12 protein-coding genes and 1 pseudogene are annotated in these 20107 nt (G+C 59.5%); 2 read left to right on the top strand and 11 right to left on the bottom strand.

The window, feature by feature from the left end; translation table 11 throughout:
• Positions 1-23 precede the first annotated feature (23 nt).
• From GNF76_RS16945 to GNF76_RS16920, 6 genes are all read right to left on the bottom strand, one after another.
• Complete coding sequence (locus tag GNF76_RS16945) at positions 24-2486, bottom strand: EAL domain-containing protein (protein ID WP_155584285.1); 2463 nt, start codon at positions 2484-2486, stop codon at positions 24-26.
• 187 nt (positions 2487-2673) lie between these two features.
• Positions 2674-4494: an ABC transporter ATP-binding protein gene (locus GNF76_RS16940; RefSeq protein ID WP_343037831.1), complete on the bottom strand. Its 1821-nt coding sequence runs from the start codon at positions 4492-4494 to the stop codon at positions 2674-2676.
• Positions 4487-5089, bottom strand: coding sequence for a DsbA family protein (locus GNF76_RS16935; RefSeq protein ID WP_178123394.1), 603 nt, complete (start codon positions 5087-5089; stop codon positions 4487-4489). The genes GNF76_RS16940 and GNF76_RS16935 overlap by 8 nt, the downstream gene beginning before the upstream one ends.
• 36 nt (positions 5090-5125) lie before the next feature.
• On the bottom strand, positions 5126-6067 hold the full coding sequence (trhO, locus tag GNF76_RS16930; protein ID WP_155584283.1) for an oxygen-dependent tRNA uridine(34) hydroxylase TrhO: 942 nt from the start codon (positions 6065-6067) through the stop codon (positions 5126-5128).
• 117 nt (positions 6068-6184) lie between these two features.
• Positions 6185-6481 carry a BolA family protein gene (locus tag GNF76_RS16925; RefSeq protein ID WP_155584282.1) on the bottom strand — a complete coding sequence of 99 codons (297 nt, stop codon included), beginning with the start codon at positions 6479-6481 and terminating at the stop codon, positions 6185-6187.
• A gap of 6 nt (positions 6482-6487) precedes the next feature.
• Positions 6488-7006: a DUF2059 domain-containing protein gene (locus GNF76_RS16920; protein ID WP_155584281.1), complete on the bottom strand. Its 519-nt coding sequence runs from the start codon at positions 7004-7006 to the stop codon at positions 6488-6490.
• 194 nt (positions 7007-7200) lie between these two features.
• On the opposite strand from GNF76_RS16920, the gene GNF76_RS16915 reads away from it, so the two are divergent.
• A complete protein-coding gene (locus tag GNF76_RS16915; protein ID WP_155584280.1) occupies positions 7201-8577 on the top strand; it encodes a class II fumarate hydratase in 1377 nt (458 codons plus the stop codon).
• A 127-nt stretch (positions 8578-8704) separates the two neighbouring features.
• On the opposite strand, the gene GNF76_RS16910 is transcribed toward GNF76_RS16915, so the two are convergent.
• The 4 genes from GNF76_RS16910 to GNF76_RS16895 all read right to left on the bottom strand — a co-directional run bounded on the left by GNF76_RS16910 (position 8705) and on the right by GNF76_RS16895 (position 17614).
• A complete protein-coding gene (locus GNF76_RS16910) occupies positions 8705-9658 on the bottom strand; it encodes a DMT family transporter (RefSeq protein WP_155584279.1) in 954 nt (317 codons plus the stop codon).
• Between the two features lie 212 nt (positions 9659-9870).
• The gene (locus GNF76_RS16905) at positions 9871-11055 is read right to left on the bottom strand and encodes a thiolase family protein (protein WP_155584278.1); all 1185 of its coding nucleotides are present in this window, start codon (positions 11053-11055) and stop codon (positions 9871-9873) included.
• 100 nt (positions 11056-11155) lie between these two features.
• Complete coding sequence (gene pap, locus GNF76_RS16900; protein ID WP_155584277.1) at positions 11156-12676, bottom strand: polyphosphate:AMP phosphotransferase; 1521 nt, start codon at positions 12674-12676, stop codon at positions 11156-11158.
• Positions 12677-12778: 102 nt separating this feature from the next.
• The gene (locus GNF76_RS16895) at positions 12779-17614 is read right to left on the bottom strand and encodes an NEL-type E3 ubiquitin ligase domain-containing protein (RefSeq protein WP_155584276.1); all 4836 of its coding nucleotides are present in this window, start codon (positions 17612-17614) and stop codon (positions 12779-12781) included.
• Between the two features lie 220 nt (positions 17615-17834).
• On the opposite strand from GNF76_RS16895, the gene mnmC reads away from it, so the two are divergent.
• The gene (gene mnmC, locus GNF76_RS16890) at positions 17835-19838 is read left to right on the top strand and encodes a bifunctional tRNA (5-methylaminomethyl-2-thiouridine)(34)-methyltransferase MnmC2/FAD-dependent 5-carboxymethylaminomethyl-2-thiouridine(34) oxidoreductase MnmC1 (protein ID WP_155584275.1); all 2004 of its coding nucleotides are present in this window, start codon (positions 17835-17837) and stop codon (positions 19836-19838) included.
• A 10-nt stretch (positions 19839-19848) separates the two neighbouring features.
• On the opposite strand, the pseudogene GNF76_RS29590 reads toward mnmC, so the two are convergent.
• Positions 19849-20107, bottom strand: a pseudogene (locus tag GNF76_RS29590) (hypothetical protein); the annotation flags it as partial.

Below are 20107 nucleotides of genomic sequence, written 5' to 3'. Positions count from 1 at the left end.
GATTGTACAGACCAGCAAATGTTTCAGCGGAACGTGCCAGGCGCCTTGAATAACAAGGGCTGTGGTCGTACAGGTCGACACTGCAAGCTGTCAAAGGTCAGCAACTGCGGGCGCTCAATCAGGTATCCCTGAGCGTAGTCCACACCAATCTCAAGCAGAGCCTGTTCGATCTGCGGTGTTTCGACAAATTCAGCAATTGTGCGTTTACCCATGACATGACCGATGTGATTGATCACTTCGACCATCGCGCGGTTAATCGGGTCGTCCAGCATATCCTTTACGAAACTTCCATCGATCTTCAGGAAGTCTACAGGTAAATGTTTAAGATATGCGAATGAGGACATTCCTGCACAGAAGTCATCTAAGGAGAAATGGCAACCTAACTCTTTGAGTTCATTGATAAAGCGAATTGCACTGCCCAAATTCGAGATCGCACTGGTTTCAGTAATTTCAAAACAAATCATTTCCGCAGGTATGCTGTACGCACTGAATTTCTCACGTAAAAAACCGAGAAACGCATCATCGCCAATGGTGGTACCTGACAGGTTGATCGCACACATAGCCATGGGCCGGCCCGGGCGCTCGAGCATGCACCGGGCAATGATCTTGAACACATTCTCCACTACCCAGCGGTCCAGAGAGGTCATTAACCCGTAACGTTCTGCGGCCGGAATAAAACTGTCGGGCAAGATAATCCGACCGGCCTCGTCGTGAAGGCGTAGCAGGATCTCGATGTGCCCATTGCCATGCTCGGTATGCCCCAGGGGCGCAATTTCCTGGGCGTATAGGCAAAAGCGGTTCTCCTCCAGGGCCATGTGCAACCGCTGCACCCAGGCCATTTCGCCAAAGCGCAGAGACAATTCCGAGTCATCAGCATGATAGACCTGCACCCGGTTGCGTCCTTTTTCCTTGGCCATATAGCAGGCCATGTCGGCGGCCCGCAGCGACGTCTCAAGGGTGGTGGGGGTTTGCGAGATGTGCACCAGGCCGATACTGACAGTGGTCACAAAAGGCCGGCCCTTCCACACAAAGTGCAGGCTTTGCACGGTATGGCGCAGGCTTTCGGCGATCTTTTCCGCTACCGGGGCCGGACAATTCTCCAGCAGAATGCCGAATTCATCGCCGCCAAGACGGGCCAGGGTGTCACCCTCGCGCAGGTCAGACTGCAGCAACGCACAGATGTGCCGTAGCAGTTCATCGCCCGCCGCATGCCCACAGGTGTCGTTGACCAGCTTGAACTGATCCAGGTCGAGGAACATCAGTGCATGGCGCCCTGTTTGCTGGCGCCCTGAATTGTGCAGCGCCTGCTCCAGGCGATACTCAAACTCACGGCGATTGGCCAGCCCGGTCAAGGCATCATGGGTCGCTTGCCAGGACAGGTTGGCAATGTACTGACGCTCCTGGGTCATGTCATGCAGCACCAACACCGCGCCACTCACCTTGCCGGCACTGCGGATCGGCGCGCCCACCAGGGTCACGGAAACCGTACTGCCATCCACCCGCTGGATCAACTTTGAATGCTCGCTGCCGCCACTGAGCTGGCCGCCAAGGATGTGCTCGATCAGGGTAAAACCATCGGACTGGGCGTTTTCATCCAGCAAATTGAACAGGGCCGCCAGCGGTAGCCCCTGGGCCTGGGAAGCTTTCCAGTGAGTCAGAACCTCGGCCGCCGGGTTCATATAGGCAATGGCACCCTCGACATCCGTGGTAATCACCCCGTCGCCAATGGACTCCAGGGTGATCTGCGCCCGCTCTTTCTCCAACTGCAGGGCGTCGGCAAAGGCATGTCGCTGGGCCAGCAACTTGTGGGTACGCAACAGCGCCAGGGCGATCAAACCCAAGGCCGTGGCCAGGTTGGTCACCAACAGCAGGCGCAAAATCATGCGCGAGCCTTCGCCCAAGGCATCGCTGAACGCCTTGGCGGCCGGCGTCACACCGTCGTTGATGGCAAAGATGCGCTCTTTCCAACGGCTCACGTCGCCGCTGTTCACCTGATTACTGACAATTGCCCGGTGCATCTCCTGTGCCAGGTCATCCAATTGCACCAGGTAGGCGTCCCCCACCGTCCACAACTCGATGGCTTTTTCCAGGTAACTGAAATGGCGAAAGTTGAGGTACAGCCAGATCAGGCTGGAGACGTCATCGCGATGGTTGCCTCCCTTGAGAATGCCCAGGCGCGCCGCCTCCAGATCCGGCGTCGGACGATCCAGCGCCACCCGCAGTTCATGCCCGCCCTGGGGCACGGCAATAGCGTTCTGGTATTTAAGGTAGGTGGCTTCGTTGCGGTTATCCGCATACAGCGTAAGGTAGTAGATGGCATCTTTCTGGCCCTTGGACCAGAGGCTCTCACCGGCCACGTAGCCGCGCACCGCTGAAAGCACGTAAAGACTGACACCCCCCATCAATGCCTGAAACAGCACGACGGCGATAAATGGCCAGACAATGCCCAACAACCGAGGTGTTCCGAGAGTCCGCTTTTGCTTCATGAGGTCCCTTGCACAAGCACAGGCCAGTGGATAACCGCTCCTGACAGCGCAGCCCAAGCTAAATGCGGTCAACCCACATGGATATTCCGGATCGATTTAGCGCCCACTTCACGAAACGAAGCAGGAAAGCCGCTTTCCCCATGGGGAACTCACGTACTAAGCACAGAAATTCGTTTGAAACTCAACCTCAGCGCACCTGCTGCAAATGTCCGTAGAGCTTGGCGTAGAGCCCACCATCGGCAATGAGCTGCTGATGGTCGCCATCTTCGGCAATATGCCCGCCATCGAACACCAGCACGCGGTCAGCCTGTTTTACCGCCGACAGCCGGTGGGCAATGATCAGTGTAGTACGACCACTAAGAAACCGCGCCAGCGCCTGGTGCAGGTTGTACTCGGTAGCCGCATCCAGGGCGGAAGTGGCTTCATCGAGTATGACCACTTTCGGCTCGGCCAGGACCATCCGCGCAATAGCCAGGCGCTGACGCTGCCCGCCGGAAAAACGCACGCCGGAGCGCCCCACCACACTGTCCAGTCCCAAAGGCAGCGCCTTGACGGTAGCCTCCAGTTGGGCGATCTCCAATGCCTGCCAGCAGGCCTGGTCGCTGCGTTCACGGCCCATGGTCAGGTTGGCGCGCACGGTATCGTTGAACAACGCCGGGTGTTGCAGCACCACCGCAACGTTCTCGCGAATCGTCGCAAGGCCAATTTCCTGCTGGGTCGCACCACCAAAACGAATTGTGCCTGCCTGAGGTGTATAAAGCCCCAGCAGCAGTTGCACCAAGGTGCTTTTACCGCCACCGCTGGCACCGACAATAGCCACCTTCTCACCCGGCGCAATGACCAGGTTGAGCTGGTCGAGTACCAGCTCTTCGCCATACCCGAAATCAAGGCCACGCACCTCGATCCCCACCGTTTCACAATCAACGAAGGGATCAGCGCCGCCAGCGTATTGCGGTTCGTCAGCCCGGGCCAGCAGCTCGTTGATCCGCGTCAGCGCTCCGCCTGCCGCGTAATAGGCATATTGCAGGTTCAGCAGTTGCTCCACGGGACCGATCATGAACCACAGGTAGCTGAACACCGCGAGCATCTGCCCGATGGACAGGTCGGAAAACAGCACTGTGAGCATCGCCGCCGCACGGAAGATGTCGATACCAAACTGGAACAGCAAGCCACTGGCGCGACTGGAGGCATCGCTTTTCCACTGGGAATTGACCGCAAAATCCCGCACTTCCTGGGCTCGTCGACCCAGGCGACCGAGGAAAAATCCCTGACGGTTACCGGCGCGGACTTCCTGAATCGCATCGAGGGTTTCGGTCAGTGCCTGGGTAAACCGCGAGGTGCTGTCGTTTTCCAGCTTTTTCAGGTGTTTGACCCGCTTGCCCAACTGCACCGTGGCGTAAATCACCAGCGGGTTGAACAGCAGAATCAACAACGCCAACTTCCAGTGCATCCACATCAGAATCCCGGAAGTACCCACAAGGGTCAGCATGGCCACCAGGAACCGGCTGAGGGTCTCGCCGACAAACTTGTCGACGGTATCCAGATCAGTGACCAAGTGGGTGGTCACGGTACCGCTGCCCAGGCTTTCGTATTCACTCAGTGAAATCCGCTTGAGCCGTTCGATCAACCGCACGCGAATGCGGTAGACGATGTCCTTGGCCAGCCGCGCGAACAACCGCGCCTGCAATACGTTGAACACCAGCGCACCGCAGCGCAGGGCCAGGGTCACCAGCAACATCAAGCCGATATAACCCGCCGCTTTCTGCCAGCCCAGCGGCAGCGCATGGTTCATCACCTTCAGGGCCGCGTCGCCATGCCCCAGCAACACCTCGTCCACCAACAGCGGCAGCAACAGGGGAATGGGCACGCTGCACAAGGTCGCCAGCACGGCGACACCATTGGCGATCCACAGGGATTTTTTGTGATGCAGGGCCAGGCGACGAATTTCCGCCCAGGTCAGTCGATCGATACGCGGGGATTGCACAGTACTGTCGGGCTGATCAGGCACAGGCGACACGCTCCAGCCAGCGACCGAGCAAGGGAGACAATTCGGACAGCGGCTGGTAGCCGTTGGTCAGCAGGGCCAACTGGCCATTGCGTTCGGCCAGCAGTGTGGGAAAGCCGGCAATGCCCAAGTCCTGAACCCAGGTGAAATCGGCGGCGGTGGCCACATGCTGGTCGGCACGGTCAAAGGCGGCGGCAAACTCGATCCGTGGCACGCCGGCGGTTTCGGCCAGTTCCACCAGGACGCTGGCCTGGGTGACGTCCCGGCCCTGCATATAAAACGCACGCTGGATCAAACCCAACAACTTCCAGGCGCAATCCGGGGCCAGGCTGCGAGCGGTGACCAAGGCGCGGCAGGCAGGCTCGGTGTCGTAGACAAAACCGTCAGGCAAGGCACCTTCCAGCTTGAACGGCTGACCGGTGGCTTCGGTGACTGCCTGCCAATGCTCAAGGATGTAGCGCCGGGTCGCCGGCTCCAGCGCCGCACCACTGCCGGTACGCAAGCCGCCCACCACCAGATGCAACTCGACGCCAGCAGCCTGCGCCTGCTCCACCAATGCCTCGACTACCGGTGCGAAGCCCCAGCACCAGGAACACATCGGATCCATTACATAGAGCAGGCGTGCGGACATGGCTCAAGCCTCGGAGGATGATTGCTTGTAGTTGTAACCAATCGGGTGCGGCATATTGCGGGCCTTGGCCAGCTCAATCTGCTTTTGCCGGTCGATGGCGCTGCGACGGGTCTTCTCGGAAAGCTTATCCCAGCAGTGCGGGCAACTGATGCCGGCCACATAGTGCTCGGACGCGCGGTCCTCGACACTGATCGGTGTGCGGCAAGCATGACATTGATCGTAGTCGCCTTCGCTCAAGTCGTGGCGCACGGTCACGCGATTATCGAAGACAAAGCAGTCGCCCTGCCATTTGGTTTCTTCCTGAGGCACCTCTTCGAGGTATTTCAGGATGCCACCCTTGAGGTGATACACCTCGTCGAAACCCTCGCTGAGCATATAGCTCGAGGCTTTTTCACAACGAATGCCACCCGTGCAGAACATGGCGACTTTCTTGTGTTTGGCCGGATCGAAGTTGGCTTTGATGTAGTCGGGAAACTCGCGAAAACTGGTGGTCTTCGGGTCGATAGCGCCCTCAAAGGTACCAATCGACACTTCGTAGTCATTGCGGGTGTCGATCAGCAGTACTTCCGGATCGCTGATCAGCGCATTCCAGTCTTGCGGGTCAACGTAGGTACCGACATTCTTGTTGGGGTCGACGCCTTCGACGCCCAGGGTCACGATTTCTTTCTTGAGCTTGACCTTGGTGCGGTAGAACGGCTGCTCATCGCAGTACGACTCTTTATGGTCGATGTCGTCCATGCGTGGGTCGTTCTTGAGCCAGGCCATCAGGCCATCAATGCCTTCACGGCTGCCGGAGACCGTGCCGTTGATGCCTTCTTCGGCGATCAGCAAAGTGCCTTTGATGCCGTTGTCGACCATCGCCTTGAGCAAGGGCTCGCGCAAGGCAACGTAATCTTCCAGGGTGACGAACTTATACAGTGCCGCCACGACAATAGGGTGTGTCATGGGTATCTCTCCAGGTGGCTACCCTCGCAAAGGGTGAACCGGATGCAAAAAAAACGCGCCGACTAAGCGGCGCGTTGCGGATTCTAGCAAATGCCAGGTGTCAGAGACACCTTCTGATCAGCCATGACCGCCAGCGCAGGTCGGCGAGGCCGGGGCTGCGTCGATTTTCGCCCATTCTTCAGGCGTATAGGTATGCAGCGCCAACGCATGAAACTCGCTCATCAGGTCACCCAGGGTGGCGTAGACCTTCTGGTGGCGCTTGACGCGGTTGAGCCCGTCGAACTGCTGGCTGACCAGCACGGCCTTGAAGTGGGTCTGCAACCCACGGCTGTGCATATGGCTTTCATCCAGCACGCTCAGGTGTTCCGGGTCCAGGGCGACAAGTGCCGCTTCAATACGCTGTTGCATGCTCATTCCTGATTACTTCTTTTTGGCCGGTGCTGCGGTTTTCGGTGTCAGCTCGTTGGTCATGTCTTCCAACAGCTTGTTCACCACAGGGACCGCGCTTTCCAGCTTGGCCTGGGTCATCTGGGCCGACTGCTGGGTCAACTGAGGCATTTTTTCCAGGACTTTCTTGCCCAGGGGCGACTGGTAGAACGCAACCAGGTCCTTGAGCTCGGATTCGCTGAAGTTAGTGGTGTAGAGCTTGACCATGTCCGGCTTGAGCTTGTTCCAGCCGATGGCCTGGTCCAGGGCAGCGTTGGCCTTGGCCTGGTAGCTGTCCAGCACGCTTTGCTTGGTAGCAGGCGCCTTGGTCTGCTCGAAACGCTGAGCGAACATTTGCTGCACTTGCATGTACACCGGGGTACCCAGCTTGTCGGCATGGGCCAGCGTAAGGAAGGCTTCGGCACTGGCGTTGTGGCTGGCGGTATCGGCAAAAACCTGGCCGCTGGCACATACCAGAGCAACCGCGGTACAGATGGCACGAAGACGAGTCATCGAGTTTCCTTTTCTAGCAGGCGAGGTAAGACCCCAAGGGCGACCATTCTGCGCCTAAAAAACCTCGGCGCTCAACCCCACCCCTTATAGAGCCTGCATTTGCGCGACGAAAGTCGATAAACAGAACACAAAGGAACCCCTCGCGGCGATCACGGCCTAAACTGCGAAATCATGTCTTGGAAGGAGTGTGCCCGATGAGCCGTATCGAAACCGACAGCCTGGGAGAAGTGCAAGTCCCGGACGACGCTTACTGGGGTGCTCAGACCCAACGCTCGCTGGTCAACTTCGCCATTGGCGACCAGCGCATGCCCCTGGCGGTATTGCACGCCCTGGCCCTGATCAAGAAGGCCGCCGCCCGGGTCAACGACCGTAACGGCGACCTCCCGGCCGACATCGCCCGGTTGATCGAACAGGCTGCCGATGAGGTGCTCGATGGGCAGCACGACGACCAGTTCCCCCTGGTGGTCTGGCAGACCGGCAGCGGCACCCAGAGCAACATGAACGCCAACGAAGTGATCGCCGGTCGCGCCAACGAGCTGGCGGGCAAGCCCCGCGGCGGCAAAGTCCCGGTACACCCCAACGATCACGTCAACCGCTCCCAGAGCTCCAACGACTGTTTCCCCACTGCCATGAGCATTGCGGCAGCCCAGGCGGTCAACCAGCACTTGTTGCCGGCCATCCGCGAACTGTCCGGCGGCCTGGCGGAATTGTCGGCGCGTCATATGAAGCTGGTGAAGACCGGCCGCACCCACATGATGGATGCCACGCCGATCACCTTCGGCCAGGAAGTCTCGGCGTTCATCGCGCAACTGGACTACGCCGAACGAGCAATTCGCAGCGCCCTGCCCGCCGTCTATGAACTGGCCCAGGGCGGCACTGCCGTCGGTACCGGGCTCAACTCACCCCATGGCTTTGGCGAGGCGATTGCCTCCGAACTGGCGGCGCTGTCAGGCCTGCCGTTTGTCACTGCGCCGAACAAATTCGCCGCACTGGCCGGGCATGAGCCGTTGACCACGTTGTCTGGCGCGCTGAAAACCCTGGCGGTGGCCCTGATGAAAATCGCCAATGACCTGCGCCTGCTGGGGTCCGGGCCACGTGCGGGGCTGGCAGAAGTCAAGCTGCCTGCCAATGAGCCGGGCAGTTCGATCATGCCTGGCAAGGTCAACCCGACCCAGTGCGAAGCCCTGTCGATGCTGGCCTGCCAAGTGATGGGCAATGACGTGACCATCGGCTTTGCCGCCAGCCAGGGCCACTTGCAGTTGAACGTGTACAAGCCGGTGATTATCCACAACCTGCTCGAATCGATTCGCCTGCTGGCCGACGGTTGCCGCAACTTCCAGGAGCATTGCATTGCAGGGCTGGAGCCTGACGCCGAGCAAATGGCCCAGCACCTGGAGCGCGGCTTGATGCTGGTGACCGCGCTGAACCCGCATATCGGCTACGACAAGTCGGCAGAGATTGCCAAGAAGGCGTATGCCCAAGGGCTGACGCTACGGGAAGCGGCGCTGGAGTTGGGTTACTTGACCGATGCAGAGTTTGATGCATGGGTGAGACCGCAGAGCATGGTGTAGCGGCTGTCGAGGCACGAAGCTGTGATGTGTGTCTGCAGGGCCGCCCTCGGGGTCGCTTCGCAACCCATCGCAGCCTCGTACCTCGACAGCGGCTACAGCCCATCGCAGCCTCGTGCCTCGACAGCGGTTACATCAACCGTACCCGCCGGGCCCTGAGCCCGGCGAGCAACGAAGGCGCCAATGCCACCGTCGCAGACCCCAGCACCACCAACACCGCACCGCCATAGCCCAACGCATTGATTTGCTCGGCCTGCACATACTCGGGCCACAGTGACGCCGCAACGGCTACGGCGGCAAAGGTGACCAGGGGCGTCATCGCCAGGGTCGCACTGACCCGCGACGCTTCCCAATGAGCCAGCGCCTCGGCAAATGCGCCGTAGGCAATCAACGTATTCAGGCAGCAGGCGAGCAACAACCAGCCTTGCAGCGGGCTCAGTTGCAGCGCTTCCAGAGGATGCGCCCAAGGTGTCAACAACACGGCGCACGACAGGTAGATCACCATCATCACCTGCAAGGAATTCCACACCGTCAGCAGTTGCTTCTGGCCCAGGGCATAAAAGGTCCAGATGGTGGTCGCCAGCAGGATGGTCAACACTCCGGCGGTGTAACTACCCAAGGAGGTCAGCAGTTCTTCCAGACGCTGATTGAAGAACAATCCGAAACCGATAATCAGCACCAGCAACCCCATACCCTGCCCCAGGCTGAAGCGTTCCTTGAAGATGAACACACTGGCGATCATCAGAAAGATCGGCCCCACTTGCACCACCAGTTGCGCGGTGCCGGGGCTCAGCAGGTTCAGCCCCACCAGATACAGCACGTAGTTGCCCACCAACCCGCATACAGCCATCGCTACCAGCCAGCCGCCGCGCGGCCCCAATACGCGTCGACTGGGCAAGCGTTTGACCGCGGCGAGGTAGACGAACAGGCAAAGGCCGGACACGGTCAAGCGAAACCAGGTCACGGTGATCGGGTCCATCACCTGCAGGACTTGCTTGAGCTTGATGGGCAGAATGCCCCAGAGCAGCGCGGTCAGCAGGGCCAGGGATAAGCCGTAGACCCAGCGGCCGGATGAGATGTGCATGAATGCCCCAAAAAGCCAGAGGTGGAGGAACCAGCATTCTAGGGGGATCAGGCGGGACTTGGGCGAGGTTTTTTGTAGGACACACCATAAATCAAATGTGGGAGCTGGCTTGCCTGCGATGGCGGAGTATCAGTCAGCATCCATTCAGATGACAATCCGCCATCGCAGGCAAGCCAGCTCCCACACTGATCGGGTTTACAAGGCAAGATCGGCTAACGCACAGCCTCAAACAACCCGGTCGCACCCATCCCGCCACCCACGCACATGGTGACGATCCCATAACGCAAATGGCGCCGCTGCAGCTCCCGTACCAGATGCCCGACCTGACGTGACCCGGTCATGCCAAACGGATGACCAATGGAGATCGACCCACCGTTGACGTTGTATCGGGTGTTGTCGATTTCCAGCCGATTACGCGCATACAGGCACTGGGACGCAAATGCCTCATTGAGTTCCCACAGGTCGATATCCGCCACTTGCAACCCCCGCGCCTTAAGTAATTTGGGCACTGAAAACACGGGGCCGATGCCCATCTCGTCCGGCTCGCAGCCGGCCACAGTAAACCCACGGAAAAACGCCTTGGGTTTAAGCCCCAGTTCCAGGGCTTTTTCCAGGCTCATCACCAGGGTCATCGACGCACCATCGGACAACTGCGACGAGTTGCCCGCCGTCACCGAACCGTCCTCGGCGAACACCGGTTTCAACCCGGCGAGACTGGCCAGTGTGGTGTCCGGGCGGTTGCAGTCATCCCGATCCACCACGCCGTCGAGGATCTGCACCTCACCGGTGCTTTTGTCCTCGACCTTGTACTTGACCGCCATCGGCACGATTTCATCGTCAAACAAACCGTCTGCCTGGGCTTGCGCCGTGCGCTGCTGACTTTGCAGGGCATACAGGTCCTGATCTTCGCGGCTGACGTTATAGCGGCGAGCGACTATTTCGGCGGTCTGGCCCATGGGGAAGTAGATGCCCGGCACCTGCTCCTTGAGGAGCGGGTTGATCAGGTTATCGGTGTTGACGCTCTTCATCGTCAGGCTGATGGACTCGACACCACCCGCGACAATGATGTCGCTGCAGCCGGACGCAATCTGGTTGGCCGCAATGGCAATCGCCTGTAACCCAGACGAGCAGAAACGGTTGAGGGTCATCCCTGCCGTACCCGTGCCCAGCCGCGACAGCACCGCGACGTTGCGGCCGATATTGTAGCCCTGCGCCCCTTCGTTGGAGCCGGCGCCGACAATGCAATCCTCGACACTGGCCGGATCGAGCCCATTGCGGGTCAGTAGCGCATTGACGCAATGGGCAGCCATGTCATCAGGGCGGGTCTGGTTGAACTTGCCGCGAAAGGACTTGGCCAGGCCGGTTCGCACGCTGTCGACGATCACTACTTCACGCATGGGCTTGCCTCTTGTTGTGGTGGTAGAGAGATGGATCGAGCATAGATCCGGCTCTCTTCAACCGCGACAATCATTCATCCCGCGTATGCGCGAGCATCGCTTACTTTTTCTTCTTGCCCTTTTTGTCATGCTTGTCGGACTTGTCGAACGCCTCTTCCAGCGCCCGGTTGATGGTGCGCAACACCTTGACCCGCGCCCAGCGCTTGTCGTTGGCTTCCACCAAGGTCCACGGCGAAACCTCGGTGCTGGTACGGTCGACCATATCGCCCACCGCCGCCCGGTAGGCGTCCCACTTGTCGCGGTTGCGCCAATCGTCTTCGGTGATCTTGAAGCGTTTGAACGGGATCTCTTCCCGGGCCTGGAAACGTTCCAGTTGGGTCTGTTTGTCGATGGCCAGCCAGAACTTGACCACGATCACACCGGCGTCGCGCAATTGCTCTTCGAAGTCGTTGATCTCGCCGTAGGCGCGCATCCAGTCCGCTGGCGTGCAGAACCCTTCGATCCGCTCCACCAACACCCGCCCATACCAGGAGCGGTCAAACACGGTGAACATGCCCCGCGCCGGAATCTGCCGCCAGAAGCGCCACAGGTAAGGCTGGGCCCGTTCGTCTTCGGTGGGCGCGGCAATCGGCACGATGTGGTATTGGCGCGGATCGAGCGCCGCCGCAACCCGGCGGATCGCCCCGCCCTTGCCCGCCGCATCATTACCCTCAAATACGGTTACCAGGGCGTGCTTGCGCATGCGCTTGTCGCGCATCAAACCCGAGAACCGCGCCTGCTCGGTAATCAGTTGCTCTTCGTAATCGTCCTTCTCCAGCCGCTGGGTCATGTCCAGGCTGTCGAGCAGGCTCAGTTGGTCCACGGCAGACGGCAACGGCGCCGGGTTCATGCCACTGGCTTTGCCTTTGGACACTTTCAAGGCATTTTGCAGGCCTTCCAGCAGGATCTTGCCGACGGTCAGCCCACGGTAGTGGGCATCAACGCCTTCGATCACATGCCAGGGCGCGTAGTCCCGGCTGGTACGACGCAATACGCGCTCGCCGAAATGCACGAACTTGTCGTAAGTCTCGGACTGCTGCCAGTCCAACGGGCTGATGCGCCAGCTGTGCAGCGGGTCGTCCTGTAACGCCTTGAGCCGCGCCTTCATTTGTTTCTTGGACAGGTGGAACCAGAACTTGAAGATCAAGGCACCTTCATCGCACAGCATCTTTTCCAGGCGCTCGGCGCCGGCGATCGCCTGGTCCAGTCGCGCGTCCTTGATCTGACCGTGGACCCGGCTCTGGAGCATCTGGCTGTACCAGTTGCCGAAGAAGACGCCCATGCGGCCCTTGGCCGGCAGCTGGCGCCAGTAGCGCCATGCCGGCGGGCGGGCCAGCTCTTCATCGGTCTGCTGGTCGAAGGTGCGCACCTCGATCAGGCGCGGGTCCATCCACTCATTGAGCAGCTTGACGGTTTCACCCTTGCCGGCGCCCTCGATGCCGTTGATCAGCACGATCACCGGGAACCGCCCTTGTTGCTGCAATTCGTACTGCACTTCCAGCAGAGCCTCGCGCAACGCCGGAACCTCGGCGTCGTAAGTCTCTTTATCGATAGCGTGACCGATTTCGGCAGATTCAAACATGGGCGGCTCCCTTCCAAGATGGACCAAGACTAGCGGATTGGGCAGCACGGCGGGCAAGGAATTCCAAGGAACTTGCCGTGGATCAATCGCCGGGCCTGATGGCTATCCCTCGGGGACATGACAGACGCCCATGTCCTGGTGCGTCATCATTTGCTGGGTCAGGCGTTCCATCACCTCGGTTACTGCCTGCCGGCGAGGTGAGCGCAGGGCCTCCATTTGACTGAGATATTCGCCGTCAGTGAGGTGCTGACTGCCCTCGAAGAGTGTCTGCTGTTGCGTATCAAACGGCTCTGTTGCCAAGCTGAATGCATGGGGAGATTGCTGCCTGAGATGAGTTTTCCAGAAGGACAGCTGGGCGATGAAACGCATTAATGCAGGAGACAGCTCTGTGCTGATAACCTGTTCGTGCGCCCTCTCCAGCGCCTCGTTGGTCAAGTCGGCCAACGAGGCAAATCGCATATGCCTGGGCTGCCCAGGCAGTTCCAAGACCCTGGCCAACCCAACTCTGTAAGCCAGGCTGACCTCCAGCGGGTCCTCGGAGGAATGCTCGGCGGCGTAGGTCGCGGCAATTTTTTCCAGCTCACTGAGGCGAAACAAACCTCTGCCCAAGTTCAACAGCGCTCCGGAGTTGCCTTGGGCACGCCCCGCCTCGCGGGTCGCGTTCTGGACCGCCCTCAAGACTTCCATCTGACTGAAGATCTCTGCCGCACCGTCCGCACAGTTCGCCGGGTGGGCCGTCAGTTGAAAGACCTGCTCGCGCAACTCGACGCTGTCATGGGTTGACTGCAACACGTCCCAGACCCGTCGAGTCAAATCCTCATGCACATGACGGCTGTCGGCGCTGCCGGACAATTGAGCCAACAACATGAACAGCGGTGCTGACTCTGGGTCATCGCGCAGGTTGGCCCAGACTGCACGTTTGTTGGCGTCTCGGGCGGACACTGCTTCCGGCAACCACACGGCCCTGGCTCTCAACTCGGTGAAACGAGTCTGATCGTCCTCCACATAACCCATGCCAATACCGACTTCGTCGCGGTAGCGAATCAATTCAGTCATCGTCGTGGTAGACAGTGGGTTACCCGCCAAGTTGATCGCCTGACTGAAGCTGCGGGTTGCGGTGAATAACCAGTCGGGCAACACGGTGATCCAGTTGTTGCGCAGGTCCACATGATCCAGATGAGCCAGGCGCCCGAGCCCTGTGGGCAGATCAACGAGCTTGGCGTCTTGTAACAGCAGCGTACGCAAGTCGTGCATTTTGCTGATATCCAGATGCTCCCCAATAGGGTTGTGGCTCATGTCCAACAGGCGCAACGTGCTCATGTCGGCCAGTTTTCTTCGGGTGTGTTCGGTCAGTGCAATCTGGTTATGGGGCAACGACAAACTCTCGAGCTCGGGCATGCGAGAAAGGTATTCCGGTAGCCGGGTCAGCTTGTTGTGGCCCAGATCCAGACGGCGCCCGCCCTTGAAACACTTGAGAAAATAGGCGACATCATCGTCCAGCCGCATATTTTTGAGTGACACCTGCCGGACATGATCGAAACGAATCTCGGGAGGCAGGTTCGGCAATGAACCCACACGCATCCCGTCCAGGGTCAGGCCGTAAACAGGCGCCTGCCACTCATCGAGCACAAAGCTCTGGCGCCGCCAACAGGCTTCAATGCGTTCGGCCACTTGCTGGCGGCTGCGACGAATGTCTCTGAGCCCCGGCTGTTTATCCAGATCCCCGACGTTGGCTTTCCAGTGTTTGAGGACTGCCCGCAGGTGGTTCAACTCACCCTTCATCCTGTCCACGGCCTTGGCCTGGGATAGCTCATCAACACCTGATACCTTCAGCAACAGATCAGAGGCTTGTGCATCACTGAGCAGTGGATAAATCTTCTTCACTTTGCGCACTAACGCAGAGGGTGGTACCACCGAACCGGTCGGTGAATCCGCCATTCTGCAAGGCACTTCCACCGTCAGGGGTTCGTGAGCCTGATTAGAAAAAGCCTCGGCCGCCACATCATGTTCACTCTGAGCCCGGGCAGCAACCATACGGCGCAGCCTCCAACCGCCTTCGGTCCCCTTCAGAGGCAGCCCCAGCGCCGTCCGCTGCCCATCCGCCAGCGTGTGCTGAACCGCCTCAAACAGCCCGTCCGGGCCAACCTGGACAGCCCCCAGGCTCACGCCGTTGGCATCGAACACTTCAAAACCTGCCGGGGACCTGACGACCACCCGACGTACGCTGGCGCCAGCGATCGCACCCAGGGCTAATAACTCACCGTGTCGCGAGTCCTGACGCAACTCAAACCGCAGCGTGTTATCCCAGCCCTCAACACGCGGCAACATTCGAACCGCTACACACTGGGTGTCGAGGCCTGCCAACTCCGGCTGTTCAAAACCGGCAAGGGCGCGGTCCAGGCGTTGTGTCTCAAGTGCGTACCGCACCGACTCGGCCAGCGCCATGGGAACACGCTGATGGTCGCGCAGGGATTCCCACTCCACAGAGGATGCCTCAGCCATCACCTCCCGCATGACCCGATACGGCAATTGCGGGTACGTCTTCCTGAGCAACGCCCACTCGTGCGGCACCGGCCCGTCATAGGACTGATACAACTGCTCAAACAGCGGTTTGCGGTCAGTCTTGAGAGACGCGAGCAATTGACGCGCCAATACAGCGTGTTCCTGATTGGTGGCAATCCCCTCCCCCAACAGGCCGATCTTTTGTTGCTCATCCAATCGGGACAACAACACATCAAATACTTGTCCGTTACTCACCGCGTGCTCGGTGATGGTCACTCGCTGACTGAGATCATCAAAAGAACCGAGGGAGGGATAACGCGCCTTGACGCTCCCCTGGGCATCCAGCACTTCGAAATAGCGCCCCTTGGGCCAACCTGGCAACAAGGGCAAGGCGTGCATCTGCAAGGTCGCGCTTTCAGAGTTGAGGTACACACCGCGTTCCAGCAGCCAGATCAGATCGTGGATGGACTGCTCCAGCCTGAAACGCTCGTACAAATCACGAAACCGCGCGGGGAAAGGCAGGCATTCCTGAGCCAGGTGGTAACCCCAACGGTGGGGCTTATCCATAATGTCCTTGACCAGCCGCAATTTGCGGGAGTCCAACGCGGGGTGACGGCTCGCCGGCTCCAGACGTGAAAAGAGATAATCCTGGTCTTCCCAGTCCTCAGGGTTTTCGAATGAGAAGCGCCAAGCACCTTCGCCATTGTGCAGCATGGCCGGACGATAGGCCGTCTGCCGCATGCGGTGGTGAGCCCGCCACTGGCCCAGCTTGGAGTCGAACGAAACCTGATGAACGAAGCCATCCACCTTTACGTATGAATGGCCAGCCACTTTGTAGACGCCCTCTGCATCCGCCACCACGTTGTCGACGAGACGTTGATCGTGGGAATAAGGGTTCATGTCAGGACGCCACAGTCGCGGATTGCCGTCATTTGAGCGCACCGCCTCCAGTTCCTGGAAGTAATTCAGCCGGGCCCGCTTCAATACATTACCAACTACCTTGGCGCCCGCCGCGAACAACACCATCGAGGTGATACTTTCCGCCACGGCACCCAACTGCTTGAGTGCCTCATCCTTATCACCACGGCGCCAGTCCTCAATGCCGTCATACACCTCACCGAGCATCTGTCCCACCGCCACACTCGTCATCAGTAATCCCAACGCCGGGACGACAAAACCGGCGAGATTGAGCAGTGTCAATCCAGCATCCAGATACTCCAGCACGCGCTGCTTGCGGGCTTCCTCATCGACATCCGCCACCGGTACCGCCAGTGTTCGCGCGTCGATTTGCAGCTTGCCCACGTAAGTGCCAAAAAAGTGGACTGCCAGGCTGGCCGTTATGGGTTTGGCTTCCAGCACACCCACCGAGCGGTGCAGGTCAAACCGACTGAAAAAACCGAGCCGGTCAACCTCTCCCAGGTAACCGGTAAAGAACGTGCGGTACGTGGCCACTTCCAGCTTCAAATCCAGGTAGGCCTTGAAGTCATTGAGCGAGGGGTACTCAAAGAACGGGCGTTTGGGCTCATTTGGCATATAGACCACGCAGGGTTCCTGCGGGTAGTCAGCAATCGGCCGTCCAGAGAACACCACGACGCTCCACAGGCAACAGTCGAGTGCATTCAGACCTTGCCAGATGACCGGGCGCCCCTGAAACAACAGGTCCTTGGCCTCGACTGGGGTCATATTCCGGTCGAGCAGCGCACTCACCATGGCATAGGTGTCCTGGGTGATATCGCCACGCATGCAGGCGATATGCGCGTCGATTTTTACATCCAGGGTTTTCATCCTGCCGATATCCACCGCGGCATCGTTGACGTAGGGCTCATTATCGGTTTCGCCAATATCCAGATGGAATACTTCAGCGATGTGCTGCTGATACAACCGGCCAAGGTCCAAGTCCCTGCACCCCTTGGCGAATTCGTGCGGGGTGACCGCGATGACTGCACCGGTGGCTGACCCGGACTGCAGCCGCGACTCCCCTGGATAACGCTCCGCTCGCTCCTCATCCTCGGAAAAGTTTTGCAGCGCCATGTGCAACAAGCTCTGTCGTTCCAGCTTGATGGTTCTCACATATTCCAACGGAAGAACATCTTTCTGGAATTCATAGATGGCACGGACAAAAAGGTCCTTTTTCGGGTCCACTGTTACCTGCCATTGCCTCCGGCAGTACGCCTTCAAATGCTCACTGCAAAACTCATCCAGCGACCGTAATCGCCTCAAATGCCCCTCAACCGCAATCCTGGCGTCTTCAACCCGCGAAGCATCCTTTTCCAGCGCCTCCAGCACCCCTTTCGGGGCATTGATCATCCAGCCCGGAAGGCGCTTTTGCAGCACCTCGGCCTTGGCCAGGTCGCCCGTCATTTCCAACAAGGCAGCTTGCAACTGTTGCTGCGTCAATTGAGTACATGTCTTGGTCAAATCATCCTGAGCCTGCATCTGCAAAGTTCCTTATTGCCCGTCAAATCAGGCTTTAACGATACCCCGATGCAAGCCATTGAATTAACGCTGATAGTTGATCATTCAGCGTGGTATTTCAGCGGCTTTCTCCATGCAAAAACTAATGGGTTACCGCCACATTTTCGACATGAGAAACCGTGGATCAATCGCCTGCCCCGTGATCGGCTAGAATGGCCGCCTTGTCTTTGCCGAGTTGCCCATGAATCCCGTACAGCCCAACGCCCAGCTCGACTGGGACGACCAGGGACGCCCACGCTCGCGGGTGTTCGACGACGTGTATTTTTCCGACCAGTCGGGCCTGGAAGAAACTCGCTACGTGTTCATCGAACAGAACCGCTTGCAAGCGCGCTTTGCGGCCTTGCCTGCGGACGGCCGACTGGTGATTGGGGAAACCGGCTTCGGCACCGGGCTGAACTTTCTGTGCGCCTGGCAGTTGTTTGAACAGCACGCGGTACCCGGTGCACGCCTGCATTTTGTCAGCGTGGAAAAATACCCCCTCAGCCGCCCCGACCTGCAACGCGCCCTCGCCCTCTGGCCGGAACTCAAGGTGTTTGCCGACCAGTTGCTGGCGCAGTACGTCGCCATTCATCAGGGCTTCCAGCGGTTGGTCCTGGATAACGGTCGAGTGATACTGACGCTGCTGATCGGCGACGCCCTGGAGCAATTGCCGCAACTGGACGCACAGATCGACGCCTGGTTCCTCGACGGTTTTGCCCCGGCGAAAAACCCCGACATGTGGACCGCCGAGCTGTTTGCCGAACTGGCCAGGCTGGCGGCGCCGGGCTCGACCATCAGCACCTTCACCAGTACTGGCTGGGTACGACGCCTGCTCAATGGCGCCGGGTTCAAAATGAAGCGCACACCGGGCATCGGCCACAAGTGGGAAATCCTGCGGGGTGAGTTCCTCGGTTGGCCGGCCGAGACGCCGGCACCTACCGTCGCCAAACCCTGGTTCGCCCGACCGCCCGTGTTCAACGGCGAACGTCGAGCCCTGGTGATCGGCGGCGGCCTGGCCGGTTGCGCCAGCGCTGCCAGCCTCGCAACACGGGGTTGGCAGATCAGCCTGTTGGAGCGGCATGACGGTCTGGCCCAGGAGGCCTCAGGTAATCCGCAAGGGGTGCTCTATCTCAAGCTATCGGCCCATGGCACGGCGCTGTCGCAGATGATTGTCAGCGGCTTCGGGCATACCCGACGCCTGCTGGAGCATCTGCAACGTGGGGTGGATTGGGACGGTTGTGGCGTCCTGCAACTGGCGTTCAATGCCAAGGAAGCCGAACGGCAGGCGCAACTGGTCGAGGCGTTTGCCCCGGACTTGTTGCACCTGCTGGACAGAGACCAGGCCCAGGCTCGAGCCGGGATCGCCTTGGAGAATGGCGGGATGTTTTTCCCGGAGGGAGGCTGGGTCCACCCCCCCGCACTTTGCCAATGGCAAGCACAGCATTCCGGCATCGATGTGCTCGTCCATCACGATGTACTTGAACTGCGCAAAGTCGACGATCAATGGCAGGCCTGGGACGGTGACACGTTACTGGCCAGCGCGCCGGTGGTGGTGTTGGCGGGAGCCGCCGAGGTCAAGCGCTTTGCCGCCAGCGCCGACTTGCCCCTCAAGCGCATCCGCGGGCAAATCACCCGGTTGCCACAGACAGCAGACAGCGAAGCGTTGGCCACCGTGGTATGCGCCGAAGGTTATGTCGCGCCGGCACGCCTGGGAGAACACACCCTGGGAGCCAGTTTTGACTTCAAGAGCGATGACCTGACCCCCACCGCCGCCGAACATGCCGGTAACCTGGCCCTGCTGCACGAGATCTCCCCAGACCTGGTGCAGCGCCTGCACGCCGACACACTGGCCCCCGAAACCCTTGAAGGACGCGCCGCCTTTCGCTGCACCAGCCCGGACTATTTGCCGATTGTCGGCCCCTTGGCCGACAACCCCGCCTTTGCCCAGGCCTATAACGCCTTGCGCAAGGACGCCCGCCACACGCCGGAGGCCGCCTGCCCGTGGCTGGACGGCCTGTACGTCAACAGTGGCCATGGCTCGCGCGGGCTGATCACCGCGCCGTTATCCGGTGAGTTGCTGGCGGCGTGGTTGAACAACGAACCATTGCCCCTGCCTCGAAGTGTGGCCGAAGCCTGTCATCCGAATCGCTTCGCCGTGCGGGCGTTGATCCGCAGCAATGTCGCCAAAGCGGAAAATAATCTGTAGCGAAGGGTATTTATCGGGACGTTGAGGCACTGGCCTTGCTCAACCCCTTATCGTTGTGATCGCCTGGCGTAATGGCTGAGATCGCGGTGGCCTTTGACAGCCCTCGTGTTGCTTTAGAGTGCGCGACATCCGACGTTGCGACCCCATGACCACGATCAGTTTTGTGGTCACGCCCAATGTGATTACCACTCAGGCCATGATCTCGAACGGCCTTGCCGTCATGATCGGTCTCATGGCCTTCGGCGAGGCCTTTGCTGGTAGAGCCAGTT

It is taken from the genome of Pseudomonas spelaei (assembly GCF_009724245.1).
Classification (GTDB): domain Bacteria; phylum Pseudomonadota; class Gammaproteobacteria; order Pseudomonadales; family Pseudomonadaceae; genus Aquipseudomonas; species Aquipseudomonas spelaei.
This window is presented reverse-complemented; position numbering and strand designations above follow the sequence as displayed.

What these genes read in the sequence shown, in the direction of transcription:
- trhO (WP_155584283.1), bottom strand. Translation starts at nt 6,067, where the DNA reads ATGACACACCCTATTGTCGTGGCGGCACTGTATAAGTTCGTCACCCTG.
- pap (WP_155584277.1), bottom strand. Translation starts at nt 12,676, where the DNA reads ATGTTTGAATCTGCCGAAATCGGTCACGCTATCGATAAAGAGACTTAC.
- GNF76_RS16910 (WP_155584279.1), bottom strand. Translation starts at nt 9,658, where the DNA reads ATGCACATCTCATCCGGCCGCTGGGTCTACGGCTTATCCCTGGCCCTG.
- mnmC (WP_155584275.1), top strand. Translation starts at nt 17,835, where the DNA reads ATGAATCCCGTACAGCCCAACGCCCAGCTCGACTGGGACGACCAGGGA.
- GNF76_RS16920 (WP_155584281.1), bottom strand. Translation starts at nt 7,006, where the DNA reads ATGACTCGTCTTCGTGCCATCTGTACCGCGGTTGCTCTGGTATGTGCC.
- GNF76_RS16935 (WP_178123394.1), bottom strand. Translation starts at nt 5,089, where the DNA reads ATGTGTTCCTGGTGCTGGGGCTTCGCACCGGTAGTCGAGGCATTGGTG.
- GNF76_RS16925 (WP_155584282.1), bottom strand. Translation starts at nt 6,481, where the DNA reads ATGAGCATGCAACAGCGTATTGAAGCGGCACTTGTCGCCCTGGACCCG.
- GNF76_RS16915 (WP_155584280.1), top strand. Translation starts at nt 7,201, where the DNA reads ATGAGCCGTATCGAAACCGACAGCCTGGGAGAAGTGCAAGTCCCGGAC.
- GNF76_RS16905 (WP_155584278.1), bottom strand. Translation starts at nt 11,055, where the DNA reads ATGCGTGAAGTAGTGATCGTCGACAGCGTGCGAACCGGCCTGGCCAAG.
- GNF76_RS16895 (WP_155584276.1), bottom strand. Translation starts at nt 17,614, where the DNA reads ATGCAGGCTCAGGATGATTTGACCAAGACATGTACTCAATTGACGCAG.
- GNF76_RS16945 (WP_155584285.1), bottom strand. Translation starts at nt 2,486, where the DNA reads ATGAAGCAAAAGCGGACTCTCGGAACACCTCGGTTGTTGGGCATTGTC.